This is a genomic window from uncultured Mycobacterium sp. (assembly GCF_964249325.1).
Lineage (GTDB): Bacteria > Actinomycetota > Actinomycetes > Mycobacteriales > Mycobacteriaceae > Mycobacterium.
Map to the genome: position 1 here is coordinate 1 of NZ_CAXUCH010000071.1, position 19,695 is coordinate 19,695.

General features: G+C 65.1%; 18 protein-coding genes. 11 read left to right on the forward strand and 7 right to left on the reverse strand.

What is annotated here, in order from left to right:
- The 6 genes from ACFE99_RS11280 to ACFE99_RS11305 form a co-directional block, all read right to left on the reverse strand.
- On the reverse strand, positions 1–312 hold a 312-nt coding region (locus ACFE99_RS11280), incomplete at its 3' end, for a hypothetical protein (protein WP_375485240.1).
- On the reverse strand, positions 305–649 hold the full coding sequence (locus tag ACFE99_RS11285; RefSeq protein ID WP_375485242.1) for a hypothetical protein: 345 nt from the start codon (positions 647–649) through the stop codon (positions 305–307). The genes ACFE99_RS11285 and ACFE99_RS11280, both read right to left, overlap by 8 nt.
- A gap of 9 nt (positions 650–658) precedes the next feature.
- A complete protein-coding gene (locus ACFE99_RS11290; protein ID WP_375485244.1) occupies positions 659–1,072 on the reverse strand; it encodes a hypothetical protein in 414 nt (137 codons plus the stop codon).
- Between the two features lie 5 nt (positions 1,073–1,077).
- Positions 1,078–1,749 (reverse strand): hypothetical protein, encoded by a 672-nt coding sequence (locus ACFE99_RS11295; RefSeq protein ID WP_375485246.1) that lies wholly within the window; start codon positions 1,747–1,749, stop codon positions 1,078–1,080.
- Positions 1,750–2,209: 460 nt separating this feature from the next.
- The gene (locus tag ACFE99_RS11300; protein ID WP_375485248.1) at positions 2,210–2,851 is read right to left on the reverse strand and encodes a TetR/AcrR family transcriptional regulator; all 642 of its coding nucleotides are present in this window, start codon (positions 2,849–2,851) and stop codon (positions 2,210–2,212) included.
- Positions 2,844–5,300: a CoA transferase gene (locus tag ACFE99_RS11305; RefSeq protein WP_375485250.1), complete on the reverse strand. Its 2,457-nt coding sequence runs from the start codon at positions 5,298–5,300 to the stop codon at positions 2,844–2,846. The genes ACFE99_RS11300 and ACFE99_RS11305 overlap by 8 nt, the downstream gene beginning before the upstream one ends.
- Before the next feature lie 201 nt (positions 5,301–5,501).
- Between ACFE99_RS11305 and ACFE99_RS11310 the strand changes: the two genes are divergently transcribed.
- From ACFE99_RS11310 to ACFE99_RS11350, 9 genes are all read left to right on the forward strand, one after another.
- Positions 5,502–6,641 carry an amidohydrolase family protein gene (locus ACFE99_RS11310; protein ID WP_375485252.1) on the forward strand — a complete coding sequence of 380 codons (1,140 nt, stop codon included), beginning with the start codon at positions 5,502–5,504 and terminating at the stop codon, positions 6,639–6,641.
- A gap of 4 nt (positions 6,642–6,645) precedes the next feature.
- Positions 6,646–7,845, forward strand: coding sequence for a thiolase (locus ACFE99_RS11315; protein WP_375485254.1), 1,200 nt, complete (start codon positions 6,646–6,648; stop codon positions 7,843–7,845).
- On the forward strand, positions 7,842–8,297 hold the full coding sequence (locus tag ACFE99_RS11320; RefSeq protein WP_375485256.1) for a Zn-ribbon domain-containing OB-fold protein: 456 nt from the start codon (positions 7,842–7,844) through the stop codon (positions 8,295–8,297). Before ACFE99_RS11315 ends, ACFE99_RS11320 begins: the two co-directional genes overlap by 4 nt.
- Positions 8,290–8,502, forward strand: a complete 213-nt coding sequence (locus ACFE99_RS11325) for a hypothetical protein (RefSeq protein ID WP_375485258.1) — start codon at positions 8,290–8,292, stop codon at positions 8,500–8,502. The genes ACFE99_RS11320 and ACFE99_RS11325 overlap by 8 nt, the downstream gene beginning before the upstream one ends.
- Positions 8,503–8,528: 26 nt before the next feature.
- On the forward strand, positions 8,529–9,344 hold the full coding sequence (locus ACFE99_RS11330; RefSeq protein WP_375485259.1) for a mycofactocin-coupled SDR family oxidoreductase: 816 nt from the start codon (positions 8,529–8,531) through the stop codon (positions 9,342–9,344).
- Positions 9,345–9,355: 11 nt separating this feature from the next.
- Positions 9,356–10,819: an aldehyde dehydrogenase family protein gene (locus ACFE99_RS11335; RefSeq protein ID WP_375485261.1), complete on the forward strand. Its 1,464-nt coding sequence runs from the start codon at positions 9,356–9,358 to the stop codon at positions 10,817–10,819.
- A 7-nt stretch (positions 10,820–10,826) separates the two neighbouring features.
- A complete protein-coding gene (locus tag ACFE99_RS11340) occupies positions 10,827–11,849 on the forward strand; it encodes a DUF2889 domain-containing protein (RefSeq protein ID WP_375485263.1) in 1,023 nt (340 codons plus the stop codon).
- A gap of 15 nt (positions 11,850–11,864) precedes the next feature.
- Entirely contained in the window at positions 11,865–12,827 is a 963-nt protein-coding gene (locus tag ACFE99_RS11345) for an alpha/beta hydrolase (RefSeq protein WP_375485265.1), read from the forward strand.
- A 66-nt stretch (positions 12,828–12,893) separates the two neighbouring features.
- A complete protein-coding gene (locus ACFE99_RS11350) occupies positions 12,894–13,688 on the forward strand; it encodes a TIGR03621 family F420-dependent LLM class oxidoreductase (protein WP_375485267.1) in 795 nt (264 codons plus the stop codon).
- A 464-nt stretch (positions 13,689–14,152) separates the two neighbouring features.
- Here the strand turns inward: ACFE99_RS11350 and ACFE99_RS11355 are convergent, their stop codons facing one another.
- Complete coding sequence (locus ACFE99_RS11355) at positions 14,153–15,520, reverse strand: type IV secretory system conjugative DNA transfer family protein (RefSeq protein ID WP_375485269.1); 1,368 nt, start codon at positions 15,518–15,520, stop codon at positions 14,153–14,155.
- A gap of 484 nt (positions 15,521–16,004) precedes the next feature.
- Between ACFE99_RS11355 and ACFE99_RS11360 the strand changes: the two genes are divergently transcribed.
- Both ACFE99_RS11360 and ACFE99_RS11365 read left to right on the forward strand, forming a co-directional pair.
- Positions 16,005–16,694 carry a hypothetical protein gene (locus tag ACFE99_RS11360; RefSeq protein ID WP_375485271.1) on the forward strand — a complete coding sequence of 230 codons (690 nt, stop codon included), beginning with the start codon at positions 16,005–16,007 and terminating at the stop codon, positions 16,692–16,694.
- 472 nt (positions 16,695–17,166) lie between these two features.
- Positions 17,167–19,695, forward strand: a 2,529-nt coding sequence (locus ACFE99_RS11365; RefSeq protein ID WP_375485273.1) for a lantibiotic dehydratase, incomplete at its 3' end; no start/stop codon positions are given.

Below are 19,695 nucleotides of genomic sequence, written 5' to 3' on the forward strand. Positions count from 1 at the left end.
CACAATGACCGCCGCCGCCGCGGCCACACCGGCGCCGAGCCACGCCGCGACGCGGTTGGCGGCGGCGTTTGCATCACCGCCCCGCCCACCACCTTCCGCGCCCTCGACATCGGGGTGACCGAGATCGACCACAACCGAACGGTTCTCGGCCGTAGTCGCTTCCGGCCCAGGCTCACCGCGGGCCGCATCGACATCACCGAGGGCACCCGACACTTTCACCGCTGCTGGTGCCGGCGATCGCTCCGCCCGGTAGAGACGGTCGAACGCCCAGTCGTCCTCGGCGACATCGCCCGCTGCCACACCATCAGCCACGGTGGTCGATCACCTCGGCATCGATCACCGCCGGATCGCGTCGGGGCGGCACCCACACCGGCACCATCACCCACCCCGAGGCGCCCCACCCGGTGGCGGTGGCAGCGCGGGCCGCGCCTGCTGCGCCCACACCGGGCTGCCATACTCCCCTGATGACCGCGCGAGGCGGTACGCTCGATGCCCCGCCGCGTCGACGCCGCACCCTGCGCGCCGTCAGCAGCACCACCAGCGCCACCACCGCGTAGGGCAACAGCACAATCATCAGCTGCACGATTGCGGCGGCCAGCAGCACCAGCGCGATCGTGGCTGTCAGGAAAAAACCGACCAGTACCTTCATGCGGCGAACCTAACCTTGGTGTCCGACAAAAGCCCACGAACCCGCGAAACCATCAGAGAGACGGTAAGTTTCGTCAGCCCCATTGCGCTCCAGAACAGTTGCCGCCCACGGCGCCCCGCTGATCGGCGTTATCGGCAAGCGGCTTGCCCGACAGCGGCCGAACCGCGACCCGGTGCACGCGCAGATGCGGTAAAGCGTTGCTGAACAACGCATTCTCCGGTCGCCCATGTGAAGGGAGGCCATTTCGACGGCGAGCAACTCCAATGTGGTGCGCGTCGCCGACTCGATGACAGTGAAGCCCAGCGTGAGTGGTCCGCTCACATCCGAAGATGTCTCACGGCGGCCGCGATTGCCGACCTGCTCTAAGAGCAGGTACGGAGACACCGAATAGCGCTGCTGCTCAAGCGCTTCGGTGGCGATCATGCACATCACGGCCGTGTCCGCTCCCCCGGCTCGTCGAGCCGCCGCGCATCCACCAGAGCTGGGCCGGTCAGATCATAGCCTCCCAGGATCGAAGCGGCGTCCTGCGGCGAGAGCGGCTGATTGGGCGGGGTCAGCGGCCACCACTGCGTCGAGCCGGGCACCGCAAGCCAACCCTCGGCGATGCCGTACATCCCTGCCACCACCGGGACCGCCGCCAGCTGCACACATACCCAGGGCAGCACTGCGATCTGGCTGAACGAGCTAGCCCGGTCAAGGACGAGTTCGTAGGCCAGCGTGATCAACAGCCCCATACCCGCACCCGACCACCACAAGGACGCGATGGGATAGCTCCGCAGCGCCCCCGGGATCAATCTGGTGACAACATGTTTGAGAATCCAGCCGCCCAGCCAGCCCAGCGGATTGACCATAGCGAGCGACAGCACAAACACCGTTTCGAGTTGCGAGGCAGGCGATCTCGGCGGCCGCAGCCACAGCGGTGGGAGCACGGTGTCGTCGTGCGGATCGGGGACCGCCGATGCGCGGCGTCGCTGGCGGGCCCGCACCCGTCGGCCCAACTGTTCGGCGCGGCGCCGCTGTATTGTCGACCACCCCTGATGCTCGGCGATCCAGGCGCGCCGCAGTTCGTCGAATCTGTCTGCCGCCTCGCCGGTTCCCATGTACTTGAGCCTAAATCTGCTCAGCCCGGGCCTAGTGCACTAATTTCCGGAGCCGGCGCCCAGCGAAAATTAAGCAACTCGTGATGATGTCGCGCCATGCTCACCGCACGTCGACGGTCGGACCGACGTCGAACCTATGCTGGACAGAAGAAGAGAAACGCGAGTACCTCAGCCGATGATGGTTCGCGGGCTAACGAGCCGACGTGGCAGGCTTTGCGCAGGACGCCCCAGCGTGAACAACGCGGTCGATCGTGCATACCGATATCCTCAAGCCAACTGGTCGATGTCGCCGTGAAGCAAAGGATGAAGCCGCACAACGGCTCCGGGAAAAGTTCTGCGCGATCCGACGGCGGTGACAGTGCTCCGCACGTCGAGACATTATCGAAGACCAACGGACTTCAGTTGCAAGTTCTATCATCCGCCGGTATCCATATCAGTCGCGAGCGGAGGCGAACGCCTCCTAAATTTCAACTTTGGGGTCTTCGCGTCTCATCGCCCCTTCCGTCGCGCCAATGCCCCGCAGGATGAACCCCATTAACTGCTCGACGTCGTCGGCGACTTCCGTGATCGCCTTCTGCTGGAAGCGGTGGAGAAAGGCTGCCTCGAAGGCGGCCCGGATCGACCTGGCGTCGGCTGCAGGGGTACAGGCGGTGAAGGTTCCCTCGGCGCGGCCGCGGTGCAGAATCGCGGCCAGCGCGGCCTCCTCCGCTGTGATGAACAACTCCAGTTCCCGCGAATAGCCCGGCGTGCGGCGCATTTCCTCGGAGTAGAACGTAGCCATTCGTTTGCGCCGCCGCGGATCGGAGATGATCTCGAACATGTGCGTCATCCACAACCGCAGAGCCTCGACTGGCGTTTTGGCGCGTGCGACTACCTCACGCAGCTGCGCCAAAACCGCCTCCCGGTCCCGCCGGAACATCTCCAACAGCAGATCGTGCTTAGTGCTGAAGTTGCGGTAGAACGCGCGCGTGCTCAATCCGGCCTCGTCGAGGATATCGGTGATCGATGCCGACGACCCTGAGTTGCGGTCCAGGCAACGGTAGGCGGCATCGATGATGTGCTGTCGCTCCGACGCACGATCGACCGTCTTACTCTCAGCCACAATGGATTACACCGGATTCCTGCCACTTCGCGATTGTCGCGTCATCGTAGCCGAACTCCTTGAGCACCGCCGCGGTGTGCTGACCGGCCAGGCAGCCGCCGGGCGCCCTGGTCGGCGACCGACTCAAGCCGACCAGCGGGGCCAACCGCAGATGTTCGTCGAATACGGGGCTGACGGCGAGCGTGGCGTATTCGGCCGCCAGTTGCGGATCGGTCTGGATCAGCCGGGCCGGGGCGCCGTCGTAGAGCTCCACGCATCCGACACCGGCCGCGGTGAGACGCTTCTCCCAGAACCCGGCCGACTCCTGGCTGAACACCGCATCGAGACGCCGGGCGAGGTCATCGTCGCTGGCGGCTCGCCCCTCGGGAGTCGCGAACTGGCCGTCGCCGCTGAGATCGGTGAAGTCGCGCAGCGCCTCGATCAGCGGTTGCCATTCTTTCGGTTGCGGCGCCGCCAGGAAGATGTGCCCGTCCGCGGCAGGGTAGATCCGATAGAGCGCCGACAACCCGTTACCGTCGTGCACAGGCGCAGAAGGCGGGGGGGCATCCGCATAGTCGACGAGCCAATCAGTGAGCACATGGGTAACTGTGGCGAGCATCGAGGTGTGCACCTCATGGAGCGGGTGGCCGCGGTCGCGGCCGATGAGCGCGGTAAGAATCGCCGAGGCCACCGCCAGGGCAGCCAGACCGTCGGTCTGCAATTCCGGTGCTGTGCCGGCGGTGGTCACGCGCGGCGCCTGGTGCATGACTTCGTCGAGGCTGGACGTCCTAGCCGCGGCGTCGGGTGTATTGGTCAGCGCGACGCCGCCTGCGGCGGCGATGCTCGGCGCATACGATGGCCGGGCGCCGTAGGGTCCGTCGACGCCGTACCCGGGCGCCGAGACGTAGATGAGCTCTGGGTTGATGGCCCGCAATTTCGCCGCGCCGATGCCCAGCCGGTCGGCCGCGCCGGCGCGCATGGATTGCAGTACCACGTCGGCGGAGGCGACAACGCGGTGCGCCACTGCCTGGCCTTCTTCGGTGTGCAGGTCCACTTGGATACTTTCTTTGCCCTGCATCACTTTTGCGCCGGCCGCCTCCGGGAACTGCAGGAGTGTGCGGATGTTGTCACCGGACATGGCCTCGAATTTGATGACGCGGGCCCCGAGGTCAGCCAGCACACTGGTGGCGTAGGGGGCGGCGAACATTTCGCCGAATTCGACGATCGTCACGCCGGTCAGCGGGGGCTCGGTACCGCGGTGGGAGCCGCACTTGGCGGGGTGCACAGCGGCCGGCCACCCCGTTCCGGAGTCATCGAGCCGAGGTGCGGGAGCCGGCGGGCGCAACGGACCGCTGGGTGTGTGAATGAGGGTGGTCGGCTGGCGCACCGGACCGACCCCCGGATCCGCCGCCACGGCGGATCGCCCGTTGTGCAGCAACTGGGGGTGGTCTAAGACCTGGGGCCCGGACCGGAACAACTCAGCACACAAGTTGGGGTTGTCATCGAAACACTGTTGCCATTCGGCGAGGGAGCGTTCACCGACTTTCGACAGCAGGATCGACCAGAACTCCCGGTACAACTCCGGACTGTCAAGGATCGGAAACCCTTTCCACTTAGGGTCGGCGAGCAGCTCCATCACGCCGAACTCGGTCAACATCGCGGCGAACAGATGCGGCGACACCTGGGCGAACTGCAACCAGTGCCCGTCCTTCGTGGGTGCGGCTAGCAGCGCCAGCAGCAGCGGGCTTTGCGGCGCCCCGTCCTCGGTCCACGCTTCCACAGTCTGGTACGCCTCCGGCCACCGGATGCCGACCAGCTCCCCGAACCAGTTCCACGCGTCGATCGAGTGCACTCCGCGCACCAGATCAGCATCGACAATCTGCCCCAGCCCACTGCGATCCCGTTCATGCAAAGCGGCCAGGATGCCATGCACGGCAATGTGTCCGGCGGCGAAACTCGCGTAGGGGACCGTTACGAACGACGGTCGCGGCGGATTGGCCATCCGGCGCACCGCGTGGGAAAGGCCAGCCTTGGCCAACACCAGGCCCTCGTAGCCCTTGAGGTCGCGCCACGGGCCGCTGCGCCCCCATCCGGTGATGTGGGCGATCACCAACTGCGGATGACGGGTGAGCAGAGCCTGCGAGTCGATGCCCAATTCGGCGAGCGCGGCAGGGCTGAACGTCATAACAACGACGTCGGCGGTGCCCAACACTTCGTCCAGTTCGCGCGCCCCGGACGCCGTCTTGAGCTCGACGACCCGGCTGCGCTTACCCCGTCCAAACGCCGGCCAACCACGAAGGTTGCGCATGAGACTGCCACCCGGTGGTTCCACCATGAGCACGTCCGCGCCCGAGTCGGCGAGGAACTGGGTGCAGAAGACGCCCGGAAGTGTGGTGGACAGGTCGACGACTCGGATGCCGGTGAGCGGGGTCACCGGTGGGGCGGCATGTGCATCGGCGGAAGGCGACATCGGGCGCGACTCCTTTGAAAATTACGTTTTCACGTTATGGCACACAACCCAGGTTTCGTGTGACGTCGATCGCATGCTAGCCCATTCCTCAAGGCAATATCTACAGGTACCCTCCGCAAACTGTTGACATGCTGTCCCTGCGCATCCTAGCCTCGGTGAAAAGCCATTTTTCAAATTTGGCGCTCAGGGTTGGAGAACCGCATGACCAAGATCTGGACGAACTCCGGCGACTCACACTTTCTGGAACCCGACGACCTCTGGCGCTCCCGCCTGCCGAAACGGCTGGCCGAGTTGTGCCCGCGCTCGGAAAAAGACCCCGACGGCGAGTACGAAACCGTCTTCGTCGACGGCCAGATCTTCCGCCGAAAGCTGCCGTCGCCCGCTCTCGTTGCCTTCGCCGAAATGAGCTCGCGGCCCGCCGGCTGCCGCGACGCCAAAGCCCGGCTGAACGACCTCGACCAAGAGGGTGTGTGGGGCGAGGTTATCTTCCCGTCACTGGGCATGTGGGCTTCGACGTTCCGCACCCCTGAGTTGCTCAAGGCGTGCATGCGGGCCAGCAACGAGTGGGCGCTTGAGGAGATCGCTTCGGTGTCGCCGCGTTACGTGGTGACCGCCCAGGTGTCCACCCTCGCCGTCGATGACGCGGTTGAGGAGTTGCAGTGGGCCGCCGACAAGGGGTTCAAGGCGGTCTTCCTGCCGACCGCTCCCCATCCGAGCGCACCGGATTGGCATCGCAACGACTGGGAACCCTTGTGGGCGGCGGCCGAGGAAGCCGGCATGGTGCTCGCCTTCCACATTGGCACCGATCCCGTGGACCCGACAGCCGGCAACAGCGCCACCGGCGGAGCTGGTCAGGTTTACCGCGGTCCCGGTGGGGCGGTCATGAACTACGCCGAGACCACCTTCTCCGGCCAGCGGGCGACCATGAAGCTTGTCGCGTCCGGCGCATTGGACCGTCATCCCAACCTGAAGGTGCTGATCTCCGAGGGCGGGGCGACGTGGGTTCCGTTCCTCGGTGACCGGCTGCTCGAGGGGTACCGCCAGCACCACATGGTGGCGCGGCCCAAATTAAGCCGGAGCCCGAAGGAGATCCTCTACAGCCAGGTGTACGCGTCGTTCCAGCACGACGAGACCGCCGTGCAGGCGTTCGAGCACATGGGGTACCGCAACGTCATGTTCGGTAGCGACTATCCGCACATCGAGGGCACGTTCGGGCACACCCAGGACACGCTCAAGACGCTGTTCGACGGGGTGAGCGACGAGACACGGCTGCGCATCACGCAGGGCACCTTCTTCGAGCTCTTCCCCGACGTTCCGCCGGTCCCCGCCGAAAGCATTTGACCCGGTGTCCAATTCGAATGGCCTACGTGACGTCGCGATCGTCGGTATTGGGGCGACGCCCTATTACAAGCGCGGCGGCTCGCTGCCGAAGACCACCACCGAACTCGCCGGCGACGCGATCATCGCCGCGTGTGAGGATGCGGGGCTGAGCGTCCGAGACATCGACGGATTCGCCTTCTACTCGGGCGCCAGCGCTGGCTATACCGAGAAGATGGACACCGCGGACTTCATGGAGACCCTCGGTATCCCGGAGGTCCGGTTCACCGGGGCACTGACCGCCGGCGGCGGCGGTTCAGCGGGCGCGATCGGGCTGGCACGTGCGGCCATCGTCGCAGGCGACGCGTCCGTCGTCGTCACGGTGATGGCGCTGCAGCAGGCCAAACAGCGTCTGGGATCGGTTTTCTCGGCGATGGAGCCCGATCCGATCAACTCGTTCCTTCAGCCGTCGGGGCTATTCGGCCCGGGCCAGCTGATGTCAGTGTTGGCGCGTCGACATATGCATCTGTACGGCACCCGCCGTGAGGCCTTCGCCGAGATCGCGATCTCGACCCGCGTCAATGCGTTGAACCGGCCAAAGGCCATTCACCGTGAACCACTCACGCTCGAGGACTACTTCAACGCACGGATGATCGCAGAACCGTTGTGTCTCTATGATTTCTGTCAGGAGACCGATGGTGCGGTCGCGGTGATCACCACGAGCATGGATCGCGCCCGCGACCTTCGACAGCCCCCCGTCCCCGTGGTCGCCGCCGCGCACGGCGGAGTCAAGGAGTGGGGACGTGCGTTCGCATGGATGGGCATGCCCGACGAGTACTTCGCCTCGTCGGGCAACAAACCGATCGCCGACCGGCTCTACCGGCAGGCGGGGATCACCACCGCCGACATCGACGTGGCGCTGCTCTACGACCACTTCACCCCGATGGTCCTGATGCAACTCGAAGATTACGGATTCTGCGAAAAGGGCCAGGGCGGACCGTTCGTGGAGAGCGGGGCGATCCGCTACGACGGCGGCTCCATTCCGCTCAACACGCACGGTGGCCAACTGTCGGAGGCCTACGTCATCGGGATGACCCACATCATGGAAGGAGTCGAGCAGATGCGGGGCACTGCCATCAATCAGGTGGCCGGCGCAGAGCTCGCATTGGTCACCGGCGGGCCGGCCAGTCTGCCGGTGAGCGGGTTGATCCTGGGGCGTGCCGCATGAGCGCGTCTACGGCGACGCAGGCGACCACGTTGCCCGGCGAGCATGTCCGGATCGCGGTCAACAAGGACACCGAACCGTTCTGGCAGGCAGCCAAGCAACGGCGGCTGGTCGCGCCCCAGTGCGCAGACTGCGGCGCCTTCCGGCTGCCTCCCACACCGTTCTGTCCGAACTGTCAGTCCAAGGCGGTCAACTGGGTTCAGCTCAGCGGTGAGGCGACGGTGTACAGCTTCGCGGTCGTGCACGGCATTCCCGGAATGCCCGAACTCACCGTTGTGCCTGTGGTTGTCGATCTGCCCGACGCACCCGGCGCCCGCCTCGTCACCAACGTCATCGACGTCGCGCCTTCGGAGGTCGCGATCGGAATGGCGGTGCGCGTGGACTTTTCACCCATCGCCGACGGCTGGCTGCTGCCGGTGTTCCGACCGGCCGACACCGGGGTGAGCAATGGCTGACGACGACAGTGCCCTTCATGACAAACCGCTCGAGTTCCTCACCAGTATCGCCGACACCGGAGGTGACTGCGGCGGCCAAGTCGTGCGGCCCGAAGACGGGCACTTTCGTGCCTGGTGCACATGCGGCAACTGGAGCGTCGAGGTCGACGACGCCGAAGAAGGCCTGCGGCTGGCACGCATCCACACCAGCCATACACCACACTGACAAACACTGACAAAGGGGACAGTTTCGTGGGAAACCTTGAAGGCAAGGTCGCCTTCATAACCGGTGCCGCCCGAGGTCAGGGGCGCGCCCATGCCGTTCGCCTCGCCAGCGAAGGTGCGGACATCATCGCACTCGACATCTGCGCCGACATCGAGTCGATGGACTATCCCAACGCCACGCCCGCTGAGCTTGAGGAGACGGCCAAGCTCGTCGCAGATCAGGGCCGACGCATTGTTGCCCGGCAGGCCGATGTCCGTGACGCCGACGCCGTCGACGCGGTCGTCGCCGAGGGCGTAGAGCGGTTCGGCCGTCTCGACATCGTCGTGGCCAACGCGGGGATCGTGCGACTCAGTGATGGGTCGCAGCGGCGCCAGATCTTCCGCGACATCATAGATGTCAATCTGATCGGCGTGTGGAACACCGTCGAGTCGTCGGTCCCGCACCTCCTCGGGGGCGGCCGGGGCGGATCGATCGTGATTACCAGTTCCAGCGCCGGACTCAAGGCCACCGGCACCGACCGCGCCGGTGGTCAGGCCTACGCCGCCGCCAAGCGCGGCCTGGTCGGGCTCATGCAGGTGCTGGCTAATCGGTTAGGCCCGCATTCGATTCGGGTCAACACCATCCACCCCACGGGAGTGGCGACCGGCATGGTGATGAACGAGACGATGGCGAAACTGCTTGAAGCTGGCGACGAGGCGCTGTCGGCCATGCAGAACGTGCTACCGATCCAGATCCTGCAACCCGAAGAGGTCGCCGAAGCCGTCGCGTGGCTGGTGTCCGACGCAGGCAAGTTCATCACGGGCACCGCCTGGCCGCTTGATGCCGGCTTCTCAGTGAGGTGACGGACAAACCCATGACCGCTTCGACGATCGACCCCACCCGTCCCGAAGTCACGTTGCGCATCGGCGGTGAAAGGCGGCGCACCGCCTCCGGCGGCACCTTCGACCACATCAACCCGTGCACCGGGACATCCGACGCCACGATCCCGATGGCGGGACCCACCGAGATCGACGAAGCCGTCACGGTGGCCCACAACGCCTACCGGACCTGGCGTCAGATCGACCCTGCCGAGCGCCGGCATCTGTTGTTGCGGTTGGCCGATCTGATCGAGCAGCACGCCGACGACTTCATCCGCCTCGGCACCTTCGACAACGGCACACCGACCGGCCTGGTGGCCGGACTGGTCGCGATGTCGGTGGAGTGGACGCGGTACTACGCGGGGTGGGCCGACAAGATTACCGGCGAGGTGTCGGGTTCCTACCGTGCCCACGGTGAGTTCAGCTACACGTTGCGCCAGCCCTACGGCGTGATCGGCGTCATCATCACCTGGAACGGTCCGCTGATCTCGTTGGCGATGAAAGTGCCTGCCGCCCTCGCCGCCGGCAACACCGTGGTAATCAAGCCGTCCGAATTGACCCCGTTTAGCGCCACCTTGTTCGCCGACCTCGGCGCCGAGGCCGGAATTCCCGGCGGCGTCATTAACGTGGTGCCGGGCTCCGCCGAGGCGGGTGCAGCGCTCGTCGGGCATCCGCTGGTCAAGAAGGTAAGCTTCACCGGCGGCCCGGATACCGCGCGAAAGATCCTGCAGTCGTGCGCCGAACACATCAAGCCCTCTGTCATGGAGCTCGGCGGCAAGTCCGGAAACATCCTCTGCGAGGACGCAAATCTCGACCTCGCTTGCAGTGTGGGCACATTGATGTCGGTCGGCATGATGAGCGGTCAGGGCTGCGCATTCCCGACCCGGATGATCGTGGCCCGCCCGCTCTACGAAGAGGTGCTTGCGCGAGTTTCGGCCATCGCGTCGATGATCAAGGTCGGCGAGACCATCAAACCCGACACCGTGGCCGGACCGGTGGTGAATGAGGCTGCAATGCAACGGATCACCGCAATGATCGAGCGGGCCAAAGAGCAGGGCGCGCGGTTGATCACCGGTGGCGAGCGCCTCGGGGGCGATCTGGCAGCCGGTTACTTCCTTCAGCCCACCGTGTTCGCTGACGTCGATGCCCATTCCGAACTGGCACAGAAGGAGGTCTTCGGCCCGGTTCTGTCGGTCATTCCGTTCGAGACCGAAGCGCAGGCCATCGAGATCGCCAACAGCACGCCCTACGGGCTTTCGGGGTATGTGTTCACCAACGATCTCAAGCGGGCCCACCGGATTGCCGAGGAGATGGAGACGGGCGAAGTGCTGATCAATGGTGCGGCACCGCTGAGCGTGCACCGGCCGTTCGGTGGTTTTGGGATCAGTGGGATGGGCAAGGAAGGCGGTCGGGAAGGTCTCGACGAGTTCTTGCGAACCAAGAGCGTGAGCATCGCCTGAGGCTGGTATGGGCGCAACCGAATTGGGCACACCGCGCTTCGGGTTGCATCCGCTGCACGGTATCCATGAGCCCACGCAGGGCACGCCGCCGCGGCGCCCGGGTTCGCTCCGGCGAACTAGTTCCATCGACATGACGCGCGATCCAGGCTCGCTGGATCCGGTGTATCTCGCGGGCCGGGCGCGCGATCTGAGGACGGCAACCGACGGGACGGCGACGGTGCTGGGCACTGCCGCGCTGCACGCCGCCGTCGAGATGATCGCACGCGTCGTACAACACGTCGAAGTCGATCCGCCGGTTCCCGGCCTGCATCTGGTCGGTGCCCCGGCGATGAGTGGTTTTCGCGCCGCCGTCGACAAGGCGGCACCTGACCTTCGCCTGCACCGCGATCTGCGCTACACGCTGCTCGACGACGTTCCGGTCGCCACGCTGATCTCCGGGCATGCGCTGTCGGCATCCGGCATGCTGGGAAGCGGCACGAAGTCGGGGTACCTACCCGTCGCCGACCAGTGTGCCGGCTTCGTGACCGGCGGTCTGCTGATGACGTCGTTCGAAAAAGGCGATCCCGCTGTGGTAACGGGCCCCAAAGCACCTGACATCGATGACCCCGGCGACCGGTGGGCCTGGCACGACATGGCTCCGCTACCCCTGCACGGCATGCGGCGCCAACGCCGACTCGACGTGTACCCGGACGGGAATTCTCCTGAAGTGTTGATCGACACGATGTTTCGCGATAGCTACGTCCGCGCCGACGGCGCCGAAACCATCATCCACGAATACACGATCGCAGCAGCAGTGGACACCAGCAGCGCCATCATCACCCGCGCGGAGGCGGTGCCGCGGGTACTGCCCTGGCAGGAATGTCCGGGTGCCGTCGCCAGCGCTGCCCGCATCGCGGGAATGCGATTGGGCGAGTTACATTTCCGGGTCCGTCAAGAACTGCAGGGCACATCGACCTGTACGCACCTCAACGACGCGTTGCGCAGCATCGCCGATGCTGCGGCGCTCATTCCTCTACTCGATACCGACTGACAGGAGACAATACCGATGCCTGCATCGTTGACCTTCGATGTCTCCGACGCCGTCGCAAGCGGAGAGCGGCTGACCCAAACAGCGTGGGCATTTCTCCCCGAGCGTCCCTCGGAGGCGTTGGCCATCTTGGTGTGCCTGGCGGGCGGTCTGTACGATAAACACTACTGGCACATGGAGATTCCCGGGCATCCCGGATACAGCTTCGGCGAGCACATGTCCCGTGCCGGCTACATCGTAATCGCGGTGGACCATCTGGGCGTGGGCGAAAGCACTGACCCCGTGAAGTCCGGTCCGGTGGGCCTGGAATTGCTCGCGACTGGTGATGCCGAGGTGGTGCGTCAGATTCGCGCGAAGAGCGCCGATGGCAGCCTGGTCGACGGTCTACCGGCGACGCAGGTGCCCATCGTCGGTGTCGGTCACTCGATGGGATCTTGTCTGATCACGATGGTCCAAGCCCGCGAAGGCGAAGGCGGCTATGACGCGGTGGCACTTCTCGGTTACGGAGTGCAGATCACCAATGTCCACGAACACGATGCCGACGCTGAGGACCTCGAAGCCCGCATCCAGCAGAGCCTGGAAACCGCGTACCAGGTGACCGGCGCCAAACCACGGGACAGCCACGTCGTCGCGCCGCGCTCATACCTGGCCGACATGTTCTACGCCGGGGAGGTCCCGCAAGAGGTGATGGACGCCGACACCGCGGTGCAGAGCAGGGTACCTCTGCGGAGCGCAGCGGAGGTCACCACGCCCGGTTTCGTCGAGCAGTACACACCGAAATTGCCGGTGCCTGTGTTCCTGGCGTTCGGCGCCGCGATCGATGTGTCACCCAACCCATACAGCGAGCCGGCCAATTACACCGGATCGCCGGACGTCACGCTGTACCTGGTGCCGAAATCCGGTCACTGTCACAACTTCAGCAGCCACCGTGCTGTGCTGTGGGACCGCATCGCGGCGTGGGTGCCGACGGTAGTTCGATGAGCCTTTGCCGTGAAACAGGCTGCGAGACATCGGAGAACAAACGTGACAAGAGGATTCCGATTCGGCGTGGCCCTGTCAACACTGACATCACGCGTTCAGTGGCGCGATGCCGTGCGCCGCGCCGAAGACCTCGGCTACGACGTACTGCACCTGCCTGATCACCTCGCTACACCCGCTCCCTTGCCTGCGCTGCTTCTCGCTGCCGAGATGACGAACATGCGGGTCAGTCCGTTCGTTCTCAATGCGGGTTTCTACAAGCCGGCATTGCTGGCCCGCGATGCCACGGCACTCGACTTACTCACCGACCACCGTTTTGAACTCGGTTTGGGCGCGGGTTACGTAAAGCACGAGTTCGAAGCCGCAGAGCTCGAATTCCCGAGCGCTCGAGATCGTGTCAACCATCTCGCGCACACCATCCGCTATCTGCGCCAACACCTCCCGCATGTGCCCATCATGGTCGCCGGGTCGGGTGATCGAGTGTTAAGCCTAGCTGCCAAAGAGGGCGACATTGTCGCGTTGAGTGGTCGCCGGCCGAACAGCGCCGCTGCTGATCCGCTTGCGGAGCTGGTCGACTTCGTTCGACAGAAGGCGTGCGAGCGCTTCGGTGATCTGGAGCTGAACCTCACCATCACTGCCCTGCCCCACGACAGCAGCGGCATCCCGAAAATCCTTCGGACCCCGGGCTTCGGACAAAGCCTCACCGACGAACAGATTCTCAAATCGCCGACAACGTTGACGGGAACGTCGAGGGACATGGCCGACACGCTGCGTCACTACGCCGAGAACCACAGCATCACCTACATCAGCGTCCCGCAGTTGCACATGGAGCCTTTTAGCAAGGTGATCCACGAACTCCGCTGACGGCCGATACGACCGTGGTGTGATACCTGCAGAGTGAGCGAACGAGAGGCCGTAGACGCACGTTATCTGGACCCAATGCGCTTCCATGAGTTTGGCTGGGTCCGACATCTGCAGTCTGGGCGCCACTGAAGTATCTTCGGCATCTCTGCGAGTCGATGGCCTTCACCGGTGGCTTATCGAGCGGCCACTCTTCGAGGAGCGTCCGTCGGTCCCATGACCGACCCCGGTGCCTCCCTCACCACAGCCCGTGACATCGAGGCGACGCCAGCGCGCTTGCCGCGCAGTTCGAATGGCGAGTCGACGCGCCTCGTCGATCAGCTCGTTGCCGACGTTTCCGGCGATACTTAGCTGCAACGCAAAGTTAGGCACATTAGGCTGTGCACCCCGGTCGTGTGCTCGAGGACCGTTCGCGCCTCCTGCATTAAAACCCAACCATTCCCGATCCAAGCGCACCGGGTTAACCGTTATCGCGGTGGGTCGCAGGCGCCGCGCAGTTCGTCGAGGTATTTGACGAATTCATCCCAGTCGAGCAACTCCACCATCTCTCCGGGCGTGCCTCGTGGGATCAGCCGCGCCTCACCGGTGTTACGGGGCAGGAGTTCCTCGGGTTCGATCGCGTTGCCGAAGTGGCGGTGGGTGGTTTTGTCGTCGCCGTTGTGGCCGTAGGACTGGTGGCTGCGGGTGGCCTTGCCCGCCCAGAACGCCGCCGACTCCATCGGCTCGCGCTCATGCGAGCCGTACATGATCAGCGTCGCCGGGGTCACGTCGCGGATCGCCCGGCCCTGAAGGGGTCCGTAGACCGCGTCAAGCTGCGAACACGCTTGCGCCGCATAGCAAATCGACACACCCAGGCCGCGTGATTCGGCAAGGTACTGCGGCAACCGCGGCAGCGGTGTGTTGGTGATCTCATCAAGAAACAGCCCCACCCGGCTGAACTGTTCCCATTGCGCCACCTTCGTGCGCTGGTGGTCAATCAGCTGATCCATCAACGTGATCGCCTGCGCGGCCACCGTGCCGTCGGCGGGAGTGAGCAAATACACGGTGGCGCCGGGATTATCGAAGAAGGACAATTCCAGCGGCGGCAGGTTTCGGTCTCGCCGCGAAGTGCGCAACCACGCCGTGAGCACCTTGGTCACCGTCATTTTCACCGAATCACGCTGCCGGGCATCCATGTCCAGCACGGCGCGTACCCGGGCCTCAAACAAAGCGTCCTCCATCCAGGCCGCCGCGGCCGCCCACGACGGCTCGGTGCTGATATGAACCGCCCCGCTTCCCGGTTTGGCCAAGTTTTCGGCGGCCGCCAGCGTCCACTGCATGCCGCCGCCGGTCGCCGCGGGGCTGCCCGCGAACAGCAGACACGTCAACGGCGCGAACGCCAGCTGATCCCACGGACCCGGGTCGGTTCCGCTGCGAAACGCGCTGCCGGACAAAGCCACAGCCGAAGTGCTCAACAACGTCTCCGTCACCGCCATCGCGTCGGCCACACTGCTGATCAGCGCAGTGGGATCGAAGCGGTGCGGCGTGAACTCCCGGGGATAGTAGGGCGCCACGATCGGGCGCAGATCAAGCAGAGCCGCAGGCCCACCGCGACGCGAAGCGACCATCTGCATCAGATCGTCTTTACTTGACGACACCAAAGCCGGGGCCGGCCACAGCACCGCCGACTGGGCCAGCCACTTACGCGTTTTACCGGTGCCCGGTGGGGCGAACGCGCCGATATGCGGGGCGGTCTCCAGCGGGCGAGGCCTGCCGGTCCGCTTGTCACGAACCCACCCGCCGAACGGGGTGATCGACAGACGATGCTCATCGAAACTGGCGTTGCGGCACCGCACCAAACGACCCTAAAGCCCGTGCGCTAGTGGTCTGTGCACGAATTCTCACCGGCATACATTCCTGCACCGCCTCGTTCCCAAAACACTTTCGGGGACCGTTCTTGTCAACTCCGCCCGCCGCTCAGACGCTGCGCCGTGGCGGTGTCGGGCACGCACAGCGATGTGGTGAGGCTTTCGGTAGGACGCCGGCGAGCCACTCGCGACAGACAGGTGACGTGAATCAGTGGGTCGGTTCCGGGGATGAACCTGACACCATACGACCGGGCCGGCTTTCCTGAAACCAGCCGCTGCCAACCACGCCATCTCGGTAACGTCAGTTCTTAGCAGCTAGCCAGCTAGGGCCTCAGTTCGTGCACAGGCTAGAGTCCTGGCTCGCATACAATTAGTCACGGTAATTCCTAACACCCATACTGCCCAACAAGAGCTAATAGGGCTGGGGCCCGGGATTGAACTACTCATCCCGAGTGGGATAAGGAGGAGCTCCTTGGCAGCTGTTGGGACGACGGGGATGCCGTCGCGGCCGTATTCGGCGTTGGTGGTCGGCGGATTGTGGCCCGCTAGCGATCCGGAGTCGTGGCAGCAGTCTGGCACGGTGCTCGAGCAAAAGGCCCACGAGTTGTTGAGTCAGGCCGACCAGATCCGCCAAACCGCCGACGCAGTGCCTGCCCAAGGCCAGTCCGGGCAAACGGTGGAGGGATTCGTGTCAGCCTCGCACCGCAGCGCCCAGACCGTGACCGGGCATGCCGATGAGTACTTCACCATGGCCGGCGCGGCCCACGAGATCAGCCGGGTGCTCCACGGGCTGCGCAGCGACCTCGACGACATCGACCGCCAAGCCAACGAAGAAATCCAGCGCATCCTGTCCACCCGCGGACCTGGCATCACCGCCGCCACGCAGGCTGCCGCACTCAACGCGGTGGTCACTGAGGCACGGGCCCGCGCCACCGAAAAAGCCGCCACCGCCACCGCCGCCATCAACGCCCAAACCACCAAACTCGCCGGCGATTTCGATCTGGACACGCAGTACCTCAGACCGCAGGGCCTTCCCGGCGGCGGGGCGCCGCGGGGCACCATTGCCGAATCCACCGTCGAATGTGGTGCGTACGTTACGGCGCTCACTCAGATCACGACTACGTACCTCTCGCTTATGTCCCAGTGCTGCAATAACAAATAAGGGGTGAGTCGGGGATATGCCCAATGCGACGATTTTAGGTAGATCATAAGATGCGCGAGTCTTGGCTTGATTATTGGTGGATCCTGGCATCAGTGCTATACGTCATTCTGCTCGTCATTCTGACCGTCGCTTTAATCCGTCGTGGAACTTTCGGTAGAACTTGGCCGAAAATCGCATTAGGAATCAACTGCGTGATTATTTTGTCAATTCCAATAATGCACCGGCCCGGAAGTTACATAAACGCGGCACTCGTCGTGCTCAACCTGCTCCTATTATTCAGGGTTATTTTCAAGCCCGAGATATCGCCAAAGCCGTCGGATCGGTGAGTCAGGAAATTCCCGGTCCAGCGGTCCGGCTGCTTGCCCCATGCAGCAAGGCTGGCCTCGCTTCGCCGCCGACGCGGACGCCGTGGCCATGAATTGCTCACTGCACTATTTGGCCGTGATCTCGGTTTTCCGCGAATGAAGTTCGAATGACCGCTCCGGCCCGGCGAAATTCTCACTCGGACTGGGGCTCGCTCGGCGAGACCGTGATTCTTAGGTGCTCGCTGGGAACGGTGGCCCATTATCCCGATGACCCAGGCGAGTGGGGCGACCTCGACGCAATCGCGCGGCTGTGGTCGGCCGATGGTATCCGTGAGGCCCTCTTGCTTGCCAGCCCGGTGCTGGGGGCCCAAGTTGACAAGCTGCTGTCATCCTCGGGCGCTGACACACCGATCAAGAAGCGCAAGCGCCTGCACAAGGCACTGTTGAAGTACGCGCTGCGCTTCAGCACCAGATGCACGCCGTTCGGGATGTTCGCGGGTGTGGCGGTGCTGCCGGTCGGCGACGGGGAACCGGTGCTCGGCAAGTCCCACATCCGGCACGTCCGCGCCTCCGGGGCGATCACCAGGCGGCTGGTGGCAAAGGCTCGCGCGTTGCCGCAGGCTCGGCTGTACCCCAACCCGGCGCTGACCGAACGCGCCGACCGCCTGGTCGTCACCGTCATGCGCGGCTCCGACGACACCCACACCCAGGCGTCGATCAGAGCCACCGGGCCCGCCCGGCTGGCCCTCGACACCGCTGCCGGCACCGCGACGCGACACGACATCGAGCAGCGGGTCGCCGAAGCCTATCCCGCTGCCGACCCCCCGACAGTGCAGAAGCTGATCGACGACCTGTTGGCGGCCGAGGTGCTGTTGTGCGAGGCAGAGCACTCCGCATTCGACGGCGATCCGTTGGCGCGCCTGCCCGACGCCGTCGAGGGCGTCACCGAGATGCGGGCCGCCGTCGCGCGGTATTCCGACGCGTCTGATCCGGTCGCCGATGGCAGCCTGGACGCGCTGCTGCGGCTGTGCTCGGCGGACGACATCCAACGCGACGTCCACGTCGACCTGGAACTCGATGCGTCCGGGCAGGTGCCCGCGTCGCTCGTCGACGCGGCCCGCGATGCCATGACGGCCCTGGCAGCGACGATGGCCCACCTGCCGGCGACCCCCGCGCTCGATGAGTTCAGCGCGGCGTTCACGGAACGATACGGCAACACCCTGGTTCCGTTCCTAACCGCTGTCGACGAGGAACTCGGGATCGGCTACCCGCGGGCCTACGAGTCGGATACGGCGCAGCGCCCCGCTGCTGCCGCAGACGACGACCACACTGCCCAACGGCGTCGGGAGCTGATCGCCCGGCTTTTGCAGCGGGCGGCCTCCGACGGCTTGGATGTCGTGGAGCTCACCGACGCCGACCTGGCAGGTTTCCCAGATCCCGACGGTATGCCCAGCAGCTTCGATGTCATGCTCAAGCTCCACCGCGAGGCGTCGGGTCTGCGGGCGACAGTTACCGGACTCGGCTTTCCCGGCGGGTCCGCCATTGGACGCTTCACCGCCCTCATACCCGGGACGCGGGAGATTGCGCAGTGCTGCGTGGAGTTCGACACCGCATGGTGGGCCGATAACACCGGTGGCCGGGGAATCCTCTGCGGAGTCGACTACATCGCCGGAACGGACTCCGTCAACGAGGTCGGGGCGACCGCACAGCTGTACCCGGTGACACTCGCGGTCAACGCGCTTCCGCACCACCCGGTCGGCCCGGTGCTCACCCTCGCCGACATCTACCTCGGCTGCGCGGAAAGACGCATGCGGACCGTCCTGGCCGACGGCACACCGGTGCGCGTGCGTCAGCTCAACATGGCAACGACTCGCGCCTCGGCCAGAGCCATCCGGCTACTGCGGGAGATCTCCGATGCCGGGACCAGGGTGCCGTTTTGGTCCTGGGGCGAGGCCGAGGCGATCTTGAACCACTTCCCCGCAATCCGGTACCGCGATGTCACCCTGGCCGAACAGCGGTGGCGCTACCCGGCGACCGCGGAGCGAACCCGGGCTGCGCTGCGAGACTGGATCACCGCGACCGGCATCAGCCGCCACGTGCGCGTCGGGCCGCACTACAACCTGCTACACCTCGACACCCAACACCCGGCGCACCTGGACCTGCTGCTCGACGAAATCACCGCTGGCAACCAGTGGGTGTTCCGCGCCCCGGGGCCGGACCAGATGGGCGTGGTGGGCGACTACCGGGCGGCAATGCACCCCGCCGAAGCGGTCGTCACCGTCGCCTCCCCGAGCGCGTCGCGCGTTGAGCCCGACCTAACCAGCCACCCGCTGCACAACCCCGCCCACGATGAACACCGGCTGCTACTGCCGGGAGGCGCCTGGACCGCATTCGCCATGAGCGCCGCCGCCGGCTCCCACGACCGCACGCTGCGGGCGTTCGCTGACGCGTCCCCCGAGCTCACCGGCGACTGGTACTTCGTGCGCTACCGGGAAAACGGCCGCGACCAGCTGCGCCTGCGGGTGCGACGCCCAGTTAGCGAGCTCACCGGCGTCTTGGCGTGGCTCGCCGAGGCTCGCCTGGCCGGGCGCATCGGCGACTACACGATCCCGGTTTACCACCGGGAGCTCGAACGCTACGGAGGACCCCGAAGCTTCCCGTGCTATGAACGGCTGTTCTGTCAGGAAACCGCGCAC